The sequence below is a fragment of the Prevotella sp. oral taxon 317 str. F0108 genome (assembly GCF_000162415.1).
Taxonomy (GTDB): Bacteria; Bacteroidota; Bacteroidia; order Bacteroidales; family Bacteroidaceae; genus Prevotella; species Prevotella conceptionensis.
In genome coordinates this window covers 276687-290023 of the sequence record NZ_GG740072.1, presented here as the reverse complement: position 1 = coordinate 290023, position 13337 = coordinate 276687, and the positions used below count along the sequence as shown (strand labels likewise).

Sequence of the window (13337 nt, the reverse complement as noted above, 5' to 3'; positions counted from 1 at the left end):
CATTTTGGTGCTAAACACACTGCGTTTTGGTGCTAAATGCACTGCATTTTGGTGCAAAATGCACTGCAAAACGGTGCTAAATGCAAGGTAAAATGGTGCTAAACGCAAGGTAAAATGGGTCTAAACACAAGACGAAAAGCATAAATATCCACAGCAATGGTATAAACAAAACCTTTTAGAACCACTAGAAACATGGCCGAAAAGGGCAAAATGTTCATTAAAAAGTGGGATTTTAGGAGCTAAATGCCTGTAATTGGGTGCAAAAAACAATGAGCTGGCAGCCAATCTAGAAAGGCCAAATGGTGCAAAATGCAGGTTTTTGCCTAAAAATAGACAAAACAAAAGGGGTGAAAAACTAGAAATAGGGGCAATTTACCTACTTTTGGGACTATATTTTCGCTAGAACGGAGCGAAAACTAGGGCGACGTTGTAAAATAAAAGATAATAATTTAAGCTTTTGAGTTAATGAGTTTTTGAGTTTTTTGAGTGTTTGAGTTGATTAGTGGTTGGGTTGATTAGTTTGGCATCACAGAGCGAACAAAATCCTCTTGATTTATAGAAACATTAAAAGTCAAGACGACTTCATTGATTAGCGTGTACGCTTGAATAGATACAAACAAAAAATCGCCAACCGCTGAGATATTGTGCAGTAGTTGGCGAGATGTCTGTCGTCAGACTTATGTTGCTTTAATCTGACTTAAATCTGAAATATCAATGGGAACACTTATGTATGAAGTGTTTTTGTTTATAGAATACGTTGCACTTCGTGAATGCCGTCAATGTCTTTCAGCTTGTCTATAATCTGTTGTGTTTCGTTCCTGTCGTGAACACGCAGCTCGATGGTTCCGTCGAACACGCCTTCGTCGCCCGAAATAACAAGCTTGCGCATGTCGATGTTCAGTTGGCTGGAAATAACTTCGGCCACATCGCGCAGCAAGCCATGACGGTCGATACCGCGAATTTCTATTGTCGCCTCGAAGAACATCTTGCCGTGCATGTCCCATTTGGCATCGAGAATGCGGTTGCCATAGCTTGATTTGAGACGATTGGCAACGGGGCAAGCGCGCTTATGAATTTCGATGCGACCCTTATTATCGATGTAACCCAAGATGTCGTCGCCAGGAATGGGGTGGCAACAGGAGGGAAAGATGTAACGCTCTACCGATGTTTCGGTGATGATGCAGGGCAGTTTCTTGTTGAAGTCCTTGCCAACCACAAGCAGGTCTTGCTCGTCTTTCTCCGTTTTATTGCGCCGTTTCTCGCGTCCCATGAAGGGCATACGTTTCAACCAGCTAAAACTAACGTTGCTTTTCTTCTTACCAAGAATTTCATCTAGGTCTTTTTCGCCCAAGATAACTGTTCTGTCGCCCAAGTGTTGCAGCAGTTCCTCTGGCTTTTGCAGTTCGTGCAGTTCGCAAAGTTTGTCTAGTATAGGCGTTGTTTGCTCTAAGTTATGCTTGGCAAGCCATTCTTTCAGGATGTTTTCTCCCTGCTTTTGCAGTTCGCGGTTGGCCCGTCTAAGTATGGCTTGTATCTTTCCGCGCGCCTTGGCAGTAGAAACGAAGTTAATCCACGATGGGTCCACGTGTTGCGATTTGGATGTTAATATTTCCACCTGGTCGCCACTTTGCAGGCGATGACTAAGCGGAACGAGCCGATGGTTAACCTTTGCACCGATGCAATGGCTGCCAAGGAAAGTGTGCAACTGAAAGGCGAAGTCGAGTGCGGTGCATCCCGCGGGCAACATCTTTATTTCTCCTTTCGGCGTAAACACGAAAATCTCGGATGCAAAGAGGTTCAGTTTTATGGCATCGAGAAAGTCCATAGCGTCGGGTTGCGGGTCGTCTAATATCTCCTTGATGGTTCGCAGCCAGTCGTTCAGTTCGCCTTCGTCTTCTGTTATCTCTTCTCCCTCCTTATATTTCCAGTGTGCAGCAAAGCCTTGTTCGGCTATTTCGTCCATGCGGTTGCTCCTTATCTGCACCTCAATCCAACGTCCTTGCTTGCTCATCAGTGTTACGTGCAGGGCTTGGTAGCCGTTTGCCTTGGGGTGGTTGAGCCAATCGCGCAGTCTGTCGGGGTGAGATTTGTATAGCTGACTTATCTTTACGTAGATGTTGAAACTCTCGTTTATTTCCTCGTCCTTGTTTTTGGGTGTGAAGATGATGCGTACAGCCAGTATGTCGTAAATCTCTTCGAAGGCCACATGCTTGCTTTGCATCTTGTTCCAAATGGAGTAAGGACTTTTGATGCGCGCTTTTATCTCATATTGTATGCCCATTTGGTCGAGAGCTTGCCGTATGGGGTCGGTAAACTGCTGGAAAAGAATTTCGCGTTGCTCTTGTGTCGATGCTAGTTTAGCCTCGATAGAGGCGTATTCTTCGGGATGTTCGAACTTGAAACTGAGGTTTTCCAGTTCGGTTTTTATCTTGTTCAGGCCGAGTCTGTTGGCCAAGGGGGCATAGATATAAAGGGTTTCGCCCGCTATCTTGTATTGTTTGTTGGGTGCTTGGCTTTCCAAAGTGCGCATGTTGTGCAGGCGGTCGCATATCTTGATGAGTATCACGCGTATGTCGTCGCTCATGGTTAACAGCAACTTCTTGAAGTTTTCGGCTTGTGCCGAGGCTCTATCACCGAATATTCCACCTGAGATTTTAGTCAGCCCGTCAACGATTTGGGCAATCTTCGAGCCGAAAATGTTCTCAATGTCTTCAACTGTATAGTCGGTGTCTTCTACCACATCGTGCAGCAGTGCGGCACAGATACTGGTAGAACCAAGTCCCATTTCCTCGCAGGCTATTTGTGCCACAGCTATTGGGTGCATGATGTAAGGCTCGCCCGAGAGCCTTCGCACACCCTTGTGGGCCTCTCTTGCGAAGTTGAAAGCTTTGGTGATAATCTCCTCTTTCTTGCGGTGCGGCGAGGCCATGTAGGTTTCGAGCAAGTGCTTGAAAGCATTGTTCACCAACTGTTCTTCTGCTTGTTCTCTTTCTTTGTCTCTCGTAATTTGGTCGGTCATATCGCTGCAAGTTATGAAAATGAGCCAGTATGTGTTGTGCGTTTGTGTTGAAAATTGGGTGGATGGGCTTAACGCAGATGTTAGGAGTTGTGGTTTGCCCACTTTGTTGTTATCCCAAATTTTCGTGCGCTTTGTTGTTGGGGTGTTCCCATTGTCGTTTTGTTACCTTCTTAGGAGAAAGTCGAAAGGAGTTCAGTCAGACCTGTTGCATAGCGAAGCCATGTTTTCCAGGCATCGGTTGTTTATCTGACAGAACTCCTTCCTTTATATAAATATTGTGTAGCTAATGCGTTGTTACGCTATTACTTCACTCTGAGTTTCTTTCCAGCTCTGATGTTCGTGCCGCTGATTTTGTTCAGTTTCTTCAGCTGTTTTACGGTGGTGTTGTTGCGTTTGGCAATTTCAGAGAGTGTGTCTCCGTCTTTAATCATGATGCTCTTGCCGCCGCCATCACCGCGTTCGCGTTTCTCGCGTTTCTCGCGTTTACGTCTTTCCTTTTTCGATTCGTGGTTTCTGCTACTGCTTTTGCTGCTGCGCGGGGGCGAATAGGATGCAGGAGCCTCGGCCACTTCCACTTCACGCCTTCTAGTTAGCAAGTCGTCGCTGTTGTAGGCAAATATATCTTCTTGCTTGTCGATAAACTTGTTAACCATACTAGCAGGCAAACGGAGCGTGGCAGGCGCAGAAGCACCGCAAACGATGTCTTTGCGATATTGGGGATTAAGGGTTTTGAGCTCTGCCAAGTCGATACCCAGTACACCCGCCAGTTGGTTAAAGTGTATGTCGCGATGAACAACTACCGTATCTGTCTTTACAGGCAAGGTTGCCGTCATGGGGCAGATGTTGTGTTCGCAGTAGTAGTTCATGATGTAGTTGGCAGCGATGAAGGCCGGCACATATCCCCTCGTCTCTCGTGGCAGGTAAGGATAGATTTTCCAATAATCCTTTTCGCCTTTGGCGCGGTGTATGGCTTTGTTGATGTTTTCGGGGCCTGCGTTGTATGCGGCGATAACAAGGTTCCAGTCGCCGAAGATGCGGTATAGGTCGCTAAGGTAGTGTGCGGCGGCGTACGACGACTTGGCGATGTCGCTGCGCTCGTCGATAAGCGAGTTAACTGTTAGTCCGTAATGCTTTCCCGTGTTCAGCATAAATTGCCACAGGCCCGTGGCACCAACCCTAGAAACGGCCTTGGGGTTAAGCGCAGATTCGATAACGGGTAGGTATTTCAGTTCGAGCGGCAGGCCGTAAGCTTCGAGTGCCTCTTCGAAAATGGGCATGTAGAAGTTGCTTGCGCCCACAACGTAGCTTACCGAACGGCGCAACTTTCCGCTATAACGGTCGATGAACTTCTGTACCACGTCGTTATAGGGCATCTCAATGATGGAAGGTATTCGGCTAAGTCTTTCAATGAACACCTCTTTTGGGAAACTGGGATTAACGTTAGGCATGTTGCAATCGGTAGCAGGCCTAAGGTATTTCTCCGCATTGTATTGTTTGAGCAGACTGTCTAGTTCGTAGGTCATGCCCTCTGGCAAGTCTATTACTTCGTTTTTGCCATTCGCTGTTGTCACCGTGATTTCCTTATCATCGTTGTTGTGCTGTGCCAATGCGGGCATCGCGCAGCTCAACATCATGGTGGCTAACAGAAAATTAAATCTTTTCATGCTGTATTTCATTGTTCTTATTATTCAATCTGTACGCACGTGCGTTACTCTATAGCTTATGTTAGAATGTTAGACTGCAATGCAGACCGATGGCCGATGGTTTGAAAGACGTGCCAGCCAAAGGAGTGTTCATTACGGCAGGCTCGACGCGGAGGGTGAGATCGTCGGATATGTCGAACTCAGACAGCGACGCGTCTACGTATGCATCGACGATGGAAAGGGCGTAAACGCCCAGTAGGCAGAAGAAACTAAGGTCGCGCCAACGGCGGTAGCGGTCTTTACGACTTTTGAAGATGCTTTGATATTGCTCCTTGTTTTGGTCGGTTATTCTTGTACCTAAGTGCAAAAACTGGTTGTAGCTTTGCGTGGTAGGGTCGGTGTCCATAATGTCTTGGTAGGCTTTTGAGTAGTCGCGAAACATCATGTTGTTCCATTGCATGGCGTAAATGCAACCCACGAAACCGCCATACACCAATGGTAGTTTCCAGTATTTGCGGTTATATATTTGTCCTGCGCCTGGCAGAACGATGGCCAACCACATCGCGCGTTTGGGATTAGGCCGCCATGTATCCCAGTCACGTTTCTCCTTTTTCTTTTGTAGTGTCGGCGTAAGGGCTGTTCTCAGGCTGTCTTTTTCTTGCGTCAACACCTCATCAGTAATAGTTGTTGCGAGCGTGTCGCCCAGTGATTGGGTTTTCTTCGAGTTGTCGAAATGTCCTTGTGCAATGGATGCAACGCTGCCAAAGGGCGACAGCAAAGCCATCGTCATTAACAGTTTGGAAATCTTCGCACTCATTTTTATCACCTTTTGCTTATTGTTCTTTTAGCTTATCAAACGCTGCCATGATGCGCGCCAGCTCTTCTTCGTTGGCGAAAGGGATGCTAATTTTCCCTTTGCCTTTGGGCGAACAGGTCATCTGAACCTTGGTGTCGAGGAAGTCGGAGAGCCTTTGTCTTATCCTGGTAACCTCTTCGGGCATCGCTGCTTTGGTGGCAATGGTTTTCTTTCCGCTTTGGATGTCTTCGCCATTCTTTAGCTTTTGGGCCAACTCTTCCACCTTTCTAACCGAGTAGCCGTGCTTTTGTATCTCGCGAAAGAGTTTTATTTGTAGCGACGGACTGTCTATGGCCAGCAATGCGCGGGCATGTCCCATGTCTATTTCTTTCTTTTGCAGGGCCATTTGCACCTGTGCGGGGAGTTTAAGCAGGCGTAGATAGTTGGTGATTGCCGTGCGACTTTTGCCCACGCGCTCTGAAACTCGCTCCTGTGTCATACCTTCTGCCGAAAGCAAGTGCTCGTAGGCCAATGCAATTTCGATAGCGTTAAGGTCTTCGCGTTGGATGTTTTCAACCAACGCCAGCTCCATAATGCTCTCGTCCTTGATGGTACGGATATAGGCAGGTATGGCTTGCAAACCTGCCAGTTGCGATGCACGCCAACGCCTTTCGCCTGCGATGATTTGGAATTTGTTGTCCTCAACCTGTCGTAGCGTGATGGGTTGGATGATGCCAATCTCGTTAATGCTGTTGGCGAGTTCTTGCAAAGCATCCTCGTCAAACTCTCGTCGGGGCTGATTGGGGTTGGGTTCAATCTGCTCTAACGGAATTTCGTTGATGGTGGAGCTGCCTTGCGGACGCACGCTCTCTGTGGAGATAAGCGCATCGAGTCCTCTGCCTAAGGCGTTAAATTTCTTATGTACTGCCATTTAGAAATGTTCGTTTATGAGTTACACGTTGACAGGCCGACGAGTTTCAGCAGGATGTAAACTGCTTGTCATAGCCCGTCAGGCTCTCAGCTGTGTTCTGATAGTTGTTGGCGGCATGTTTGCCTTTTGCATAAGCCCTTTGGGGCAGCTAGCGTGGGCATGCCACGTCCCAATGTCTTTTTGCGCAGCATTTGGTGTGTCGGCCGCGCCAAGTTGTTGCCTTTGCAGCATGGATAAGGGACTTGTGGCGGTTTAGTTTCCCTTTTCCATAATCTCCTTGGCCAGTGCCAAGTGGTTTTTGCTGCCTGTCGACTCAGCGTCGTAGAGAATAACGGGCAAGCCGTGACTTGGACTTTCGCTCAGTTTCACATTGCGTTGTATCACCGTTTTGAACACCAATTCTTGGAAATGTCGCTTTACCTCATCGTAGATTTGGTTGGCCAAGCGCAAGCGGCTGTCGTACATCGTGAGCAAGAAACCCTCAATTTCCAACTTCGGATTCAGCTTGCTCTTGATGATTTTGATGGTGTTGAGCAACTTGCTGATACCTTCTAGCGCGAAGTATTCGCACTGAACGGGGATGATAACCGAGTCGGCCGCGGTGAGGGCGTTCACGGTAATGAGACCTAACGATGGCGAACAGTCGATGAGAATGTAGTCATAATCCCCCTTGATGCCGTCGAGCAGTGTTTTAAATACGCGTTCACGGTTTTCGATGTTGAGCAGTTCTATCTCTGCACCTACAAGGTTGATATGGCTAGGGATGATGTCAAGACCGTCGATGTCGGTGGTGTAGATTGCATCGCGTATGTCAGCATGGTCTATAATGCATTCGTAGAGCGAGCATTCCACGTCGTTTAGGTCCACTCCAAGTCCGCTTGAAGAGTTAGCCTGCGGGTCGGCATCTACCACCAGCACGCTTTTTTCTAGTGTAGCCAACGAGGCAGCGAGATTAATTGTTGTGGTTGTCTTCCCCACGCCACCCTTTTGATTGGCTAATGCAATAATTTTTCCCATAACCTTTTTTTTCCTGGTTGTTTTTAATAGAATGCAAAGATACATATTTTACATGAAAAAGCACTATATTAAAGCTTTTTTCGTACTTTTGCATGTAAATATTCAAGCTTACTTGCCATTATAAGCGTAAGTAAATGCATTTGCATGTAATGGTCAAGGGATGGTTGTTTGCTTTTCTAAAAAGGCAAACGGCCGCTCGTAAAACTGATGTTGAGCTTGACAAATGGGCGTGCCATTGCGCATTCGAAACGGGCTTTGGCAGATGCTTGGATAACAGACAGGTAACGAAAATAAGGAGAAAGATGGAAGTAAAGAAACCGCTTATATTAGTATCTAACGACGATGGCTATCATGCCAAGGGCTTACGTTCGTTGGTGGCCATGCTTACCGACTTTGCCGACGTGGTTGTTTGTGCTCCCGATGCTGGTCGTTCGGGGTTTGCAGGTGCCTTCTCGGTGGCCAAACCCTTACTGCTTAAAAGGCGAAAGGATGTGGCGGGAGCGCCAGTGTGGTCGAGTAATGGAACGCCTGTCGACTGTGTGAAACTTGCTTTCAGTGAGTTATTTGCCGAACGGCAACCCGATCTCATTCTGTCGGGCATCAATCATGGCGACAATGCCGCCGTGAATGTTCACTATTCGGGAACGATGGGTGTAGTTATTGAGGGATGCTTAAAGGGTTTTCCTTCGGTAGGTTTTTCGCTTGCCGACCCTGATGAGGATGCCAACTTTGAGCCTTTGCGCCCCTATGTGCGTGATATTGTGAGCCGTGTGCTTGCCGAAGGCTTGCCCAAAGAGGTGTGCCTGAACGTGAATTTCCCACGCGCGCAGACGTTTAAAGGGGTGAAGGTGTGTCGAATGAACAGGGGTACGTGGGTGAACGAGTGCGAGAAACGAACTCACCCTCATGGTTACGACTACTTTTGGATGGCTGGACATTTCCAAAGCGATGAGCCTGAGGCGCAAGATACCGACCATTGGGCTTTGAAAAATGGCTATGTGGCCATCGTTCCCACGCGTATTGACGTTACTTGCTACGACTCGTTACAGCGGATGAAGGCATGGGAAGAGGTGTTGTAAGTAGTAAGTTGTAAGTGATAAGTAGTAAGTGGTGAGTAGTAAGGAGTAAGTAGTAAGGAGTAAGTAGTAAGGAGTAAGTAGTAAAGTAGTAAGGAGTAAAAGAGTTAACAAGTGGGTAAGCATTTGGTTTAGTAAGCTGGTTAGGCTAGCCTTCTTATCAATTCTTTCTAGTTTTCCTAGATTTCTTCGGTTCACTAAGCTTTCTTGTACTCCTAGAAACACAACTCTTTCTAGTTATACTAGCCCAACTCGTTCATCAGAAGGCGCAGCCATTTTTTCACCTTTTCACTTTTTCATTTTTTCACCTTTTCACCCTTTCACTCTTTCACCTTTCTAAGTTATGCGTTATTATTTAATTGTAGGCGAGGCCTCTGGCGACCTTCATGCCTCGCACCTTATGCGTTCGTTACAAGCGGTAGACTCTGCAGCCGAGTTCCGTTTCTTTGGCGGCGACCTCATGACTGCCGTTGGTGGAACGCGTGTAAAGCATTTTAAAGAATTGGCATACATGGGCTTTATCCCCGTGTTGCTTCATCTGCGCACCATCTTCCGCAACATGGCATTCTGCAAAAAGGACATTGTGGAGTGGGCACCTGATGTGGTTATACTTGTGGATTACCCTGGTTTTAACCTCAATATCGCCACGTTTGTGAAGTCGAAAACACGCATACCCGTGTATTATTACATTTCGCCTAAGATTTGGGCGTGGAAAGAATACCGCATAAAAAACATTAAACGAGATGTGGACGAGCTTTTCTCCATCTTGCCTTTCGAGGTAGATTTCTTTGAGAAAAAGCACCATTACCCCATCCATTACGTGGGAAACCCAACGGCCGATGAGGTTCGCAGTTTTCTTTCCACTTATAACGAAGGTTTCGAACAGTTTTGTAAGGCAAACGCATTGCAGGCCGATAAGCCCATATTGGCACTTTTGGCAGGGAGCAGGCGGCAGGAGATAAAAGACAATTTACCGGCTATGATGCAGGTGGCGGCACGTTTTCCGCAATATCAAGCTGTGTTGGCTGGTGCGCCTTCCATTGCGGATGAGTATTACGAAGGTTTCATTCGTGGGTCGCAAGTGCGATTGGTGAAGAACCAAACCTATCCGCTGCTGGCGCATTCAACAGCCGCTTTGGTAACAAGCGGTACGGCAACGCTCGAAACAGCCTTATTTAATGTGCCGCAGGTGGTGTGTTATAAAACGCCTGTGCCACGCCTCATCCGTTTTGCTTTCAACCATATTATCAAGGTGGAATACATTTCGCTGGTAAATCTTATTATGAATAAGGAGGTGGTTAGCGAACTGTTTGCCGACCGCTTTACCATTGACAACATTGCCCATTGCCTGCAAACGCTATTGCCTGGCGGTGAGGCCCGACAAGAAATGCTTAACAACTATGTCCTTTTGCAAAAGGTGTTGGGCGATGATGTGGCACCCGACAACGCTGCCAAGCTTATGTATGGTATGTTGAAAGGTGTTGGTGCGAAATAGGAATTGGTGTTGTTGGGTGGCTCGTAAGTGTTTTATGGTGAGGATTATACGCTGTTAGTGCTTTTGAAAAAAGCCCTAACCAATATATTTAAGGCTTACTTATGGAGCGGGCTTAGTCTGTGTCCGCTTTGCTACAAGCCCTTTGTAGTGACACTACAAAGGGCTTGTAGCACGACTACAAAAGGCTTGTAGCACGACTACAAAAGGCTTGTAGCACGACTACAAAAGGCTTGTAGTGCGACTACAAAAGCCTTGTAGCGACAGTACAAAAGCCTTTGTACAGGCTCTAACTACCGATTTGAGTTTAAGAGAAGTCTATGTTTTTGTTGTTTTCTACGTCATCATTGCCTTTGTTTAGCAGCATGGGCCTTATCCAAACGCATCCCGCTAGCGAGATAACGCCGCAGGCGAGTGCTATTAAGAAGAGGTTGTTGTAGCCAAGCCACTCTTGCAACGCACCCGAAAACATGCTGGGAACCATTTGGGCCAGTGCCATAACGGATGTAAGGAAGATGTAAACGGTATGGTTTCCCAAAGCTTTGCTGATGGACTTCAAAGTCGTCCAATAGGTAACTAAGGCCAAACCTAAGCCCGTTTGTCCGATAAAGATGCAAAGGTTAATAACGCCTAGGCTCGTAGGCTGTGTTTCGCTAAGCAAAACATATAGTGCATTGGGCAGTAAGATGACCGCAGATAAGGGCAAAACGATGGTTCGTAAGCCTTTTGTGGCAATGATAGCCTTGCCCAACAAGCTGCCGACGATAAGTCCTACAACGCCCACTGTGCCGTAAGTAAGGCCAAATTCTTGTGGCGACAATCCCAATCCGCCATTGTGGTTGGAGTCGACAAGAAAGAGCATTGCTACTTTCGATGTGAGCGTTTCGGGCAATAAAAAACAGAACGTGAAACAAAAAACGGCTGCAAGTTGTTGCCGGGGGTGTTGGGCGAAGAACGAAAAGATGTCTTTCTTCACCTCTCGCCAACGTTCTGCAAATTGTTCGCGCCGCTGTTGCCGCCTTAAAAGGTGGAGGCACTCGTTGTAAGGACTAGGCAACGCCGTGCGGTGCCATAGCCATGAAAGAATGAAAAGGCCTGCAACGGAATAGAAAATAAGGCTCCACGATAGGCTGATGCTATTGCGATAGAGCAGTTGTAGGTTGCCTGCCACCATCACCAAGAAACCTTGAACGAAGATAAAGGCCAGCAAACGGAATGTGTTTGGCATGCTAGAAAGGCCCGAACGCGTGCTGCCCATAACCGTGTCGTGGTAAAACACGTCGGCTTCTGTCTCGTGAACGGCTAAGGCGAAGGCCAATAGCCCTAGAAAAGCGAACGTGCCTTGCAGCCAATGGGCGGTGGGAATGGTGAAGGCAACACCACCCAAGGCAACGCCAAGCATCAGTTGCATGGCCACAATCCACCAACGAGGGGTGCGAATGAGACCTAAGAACGGCGACCACAGCGGGCGTAACAGCCACGGCAGAAACAACAACCCCGTGTAGAGGGTTATCTCTGCGTTGCTCAATCCCAATTGCTTGTAGAGCAAAAGCGCAAGTGTGGCGATGGCGGCTTGTGCCGTTCCTGTGCCGAAGTATATTGACGGCACCCATCTCCACGGTGTTTCTTTGCTAGTGGTCATGTTAGTTTATGAGTTTATAAGCTCGTGAGGTTATGAGTTCGTGAGTTGTTGAGTTTATAAGTTGTTTAGTCTGCGAGTTTTATTGTGAACAACATTGAGCTCTACAACTCAATACTTCACGAACTCAACAACTCAGCAACGCACAACCTCAACAACTCATAGCCTTAAACAACTATCTACTTATAGAGGCGTTTATGTTCGGCTCCTGGATAGTAATGCGCCAAAATCTCATGGTAGGCGTACCCTTTTTCGCCCATCACGGCCGCCCCAATTTGGCACAAGCCCACGCCATGTCCCCATCCTGCGCCCGTAAAGACGAAACGAAGTGGAACTCCTTCGGCATCACGTTCGGCCACGTCTACCACGAATGCCGAACTATAAAGGTGGCTTTCGCTAAGTGCGCGACGTATTTCCAGTTCCTTGCCAAGCGTTAGTGTGCGCTTTGTTCCAACGATTTTCAAGCGCGACAAACGCCCACTCTTACCCCTTTCGATGGGTTCGAAGGCCGTAATCAGGCCAAAATCAATGCCCAACTTCTTTTTTAGCAGTTCGCCAACCTGCGCTTGTGTATATTCCAAACGCCAGCGATAGAAGTCCTTTGTGGTTTGGTCGAAGTCGTTAAGCACCTGCGAGAGTATGCGTGTGTCGTGCGTATTGCAGAAGGCATCGGGGGTAGAGCGTATCCAAGCCTCGCTGTTGGTTTCGTTGGTTAGGTCTAAGTCTACGGCGGGATTAGGCAAGTCGCGCACCACTTTAAGGTAAGGCTTGTCTTCGTCTTCCCAGCAATAGCGGTATTCTTCTACCATTCCGCCGCAGCATTTGCTAAAACGAGCATCGCAAATTCCCTCTTCTGACAGCAACACTTGTCCGCGTGTGGCCTGTACAGCCTCTGCAACATGCTTGCTTGTAGCCTTAGTTATGCCTTGGTAGCGTTGGCAATGGTCGTCGGCACACACGTCGAAGAGGGTGTGATCTTCGCGGTCGTACCATTTCACAATCTCGTTTTCGTTCATTACAAAGGCTGCTGGACCTGTTGTTGCAGTTTTCTTATCTCGGTTTTGTATCTGTGCCAATAGCCAACTGCGCGATATAACGGCGTGGGCTTTCAGTAATTCGGGGCTTGATGTGGCACTCATCTCACTAGAAATTACGCTTTCTAGGTAGTCTTCTACCGACAATTGGTTGATGGCTACAATCTTGTTGCCGTCTATCACAAAGCGCAGTGCGCCCTTAAAGGTTTGCGTTTGTTGCTGCTCCCAATGAAAATTAACACCGATGGTGACGTTGTGGAGCGAGAAATTGGCCTCGGCAGAGATTGGTTCGAAGGTAAGCTGGTCGTATTCTTGTCCGTTCCAAACAATGCGACCTTTGTTCAGGCAAACCGTTTGCTGGCCTTGTGCTTCGCTGTTGTTAACCTGATATGGCGTGTTTAGCACGAAAACGATTTCCGTACCATTCATAATGCCCACCGATACTTGGGGCGTTGCGTTGTATTCTGGGTTCATAAGTTGTTATTTAAAGGTGAAAGGTTTTTTAAAGGTGAAAGAGTGAAAAAGTGAAAAGGTGAAAAGATGGCTGCGCCTATTAACTTGTTGTCTCGTTAACTTGTCAACTAGTAATAGTAAAAAGAACTATCAGCTTGTTATCTCGTTCTCTTATCAATTCGTCAACTTGTTAGCTTGTTCACTTGTTAGCTCGTTCACTTGTTAACTAGTCCACTT

General features: G+C 47.3%; 9 protein-coding genes. 2 read left to right on the top strand and 7 right to left on the bottom strand.

Features of this window, described 5'->3' with window-relative positions:
- Window positions 1–745 precede the first annotated feature (745 nt).
- The 5 genes from HMPREF0670_RS01050 to HMPREF0670_RS01030 all read right to left on the bottom strand — a co-directional run bounded on the left by HMPREF0670_RS01050 (window position 746) and on the right by HMPREF0670_RS01030 (window position 7406).
- Window positions 746–3019, bottom strand: a complete 2274-nt coding sequence (locus HMPREF0670_RS01050; protein ID WP_009229303.1) for a RelA/SpoT family protein — start codon at window positions 3017–3019, stop codon at window positions 746–748.
- Window positions 3020–3321: 302 nt separating this feature from the next.
- A complete protein-coding gene (locus HMPREF0670_RS01045; protein ID WP_044077825.1) occupies window positions 3322–4683 on the bottom strand; it encodes a lytic transglycosylase domain-containing protein in 1362 nt (453 codons plus the stop codon).
- Window positions 4684–4744: 61 nt separating this feature from the next.
- Window positions 4745–5479, bottom strand: coding sequence for a DUF5683 domain-containing protein (locus HMPREF0670_RS01040; RefSeq protein ID WP_009229301.1), 735 nt, complete (start codon window positions 5477–5479; stop codon window positions 4745–4747).
- A gap of 16 nt (window positions 5480–5495) precedes the next feature.
- Window positions 5496–6389, bottom strand: coding sequence for a ParB/RepB/Spo0J family partition protein (locus HMPREF0670_RS01035; RefSeq protein ID WP_009229300.1), 894 nt, complete (start codon window positions 6387–6389; stop codon window positions 5496–5498).
- A gap of 252 nt (window positions 6390–6641) precedes the next feature.
- Window positions 6642–7406, bottom strand: a complete 765-nt coding sequence (locus HMPREF0670_RS01030) for a ParA family protein (protein WP_019188926.1) — start codon at window positions 7404–7406, stop codon at window positions 6642–6644.
- Between the two features lie 302 nt (window positions 7407–7708).
- Between HMPREF0670_RS01030 and surE the strand changes: the two genes are divergently transcribed.
- Window positions 7709–8485, top strand: a complete 777-nt coding sequence (surE, locus tag HMPREF0670_RS01025) for a 5'/3'-nucleotidase SurE (protein ID WP_009229297.1) — start codon at window positions 7709–7711, stop codon at window positions 8483–8485.
- A 340-nt stretch (window positions 8486–8825) separates the two neighbouring features.
- On the top strand, window positions 8826–9977 hold the full coding sequence (lpxB, locus tag HMPREF0670_RS01020; RefSeq protein WP_009229296.1) for a lipid-A-disaccharide synthase: 1152 nt from the start codon (window positions 8826–8828) through the stop codon (window positions 9975–9977).
- Window positions 9978–10281: 304 nt separating this feature from the next.
- Here the strand turns inward: lpxB and HMPREF0670_RS01015 are convergent, their stop codons facing one another.
- Together HMPREF0670_RS01015 and HMPREF0670_RS01010 are read right to left on the bottom strand one after the other, a co-directional pair.
- On the bottom strand, window positions 10282–11616 hold the full coding sequence (locus tag HMPREF0670_RS01015) for a permease (protein WP_044077564.1): 1335 nt from the start codon (window positions 11614–11616) through the stop codon (window positions 10282–10284).
- A 176-nt stretch (window positions 11617–11792) separates the two neighbouring features.
- Complete coding sequence (locus HMPREF0670_RS01010; protein ID WP_009229294.1) at window positions 11793–13121, bottom strand: SpoIID/LytB domain-containing protein; 1329 nt, start codon at window positions 13119–13121, stop codon at window positions 11793–11795.
- Window positions 13122–13337: the final 216 nt, after the last annotated feature.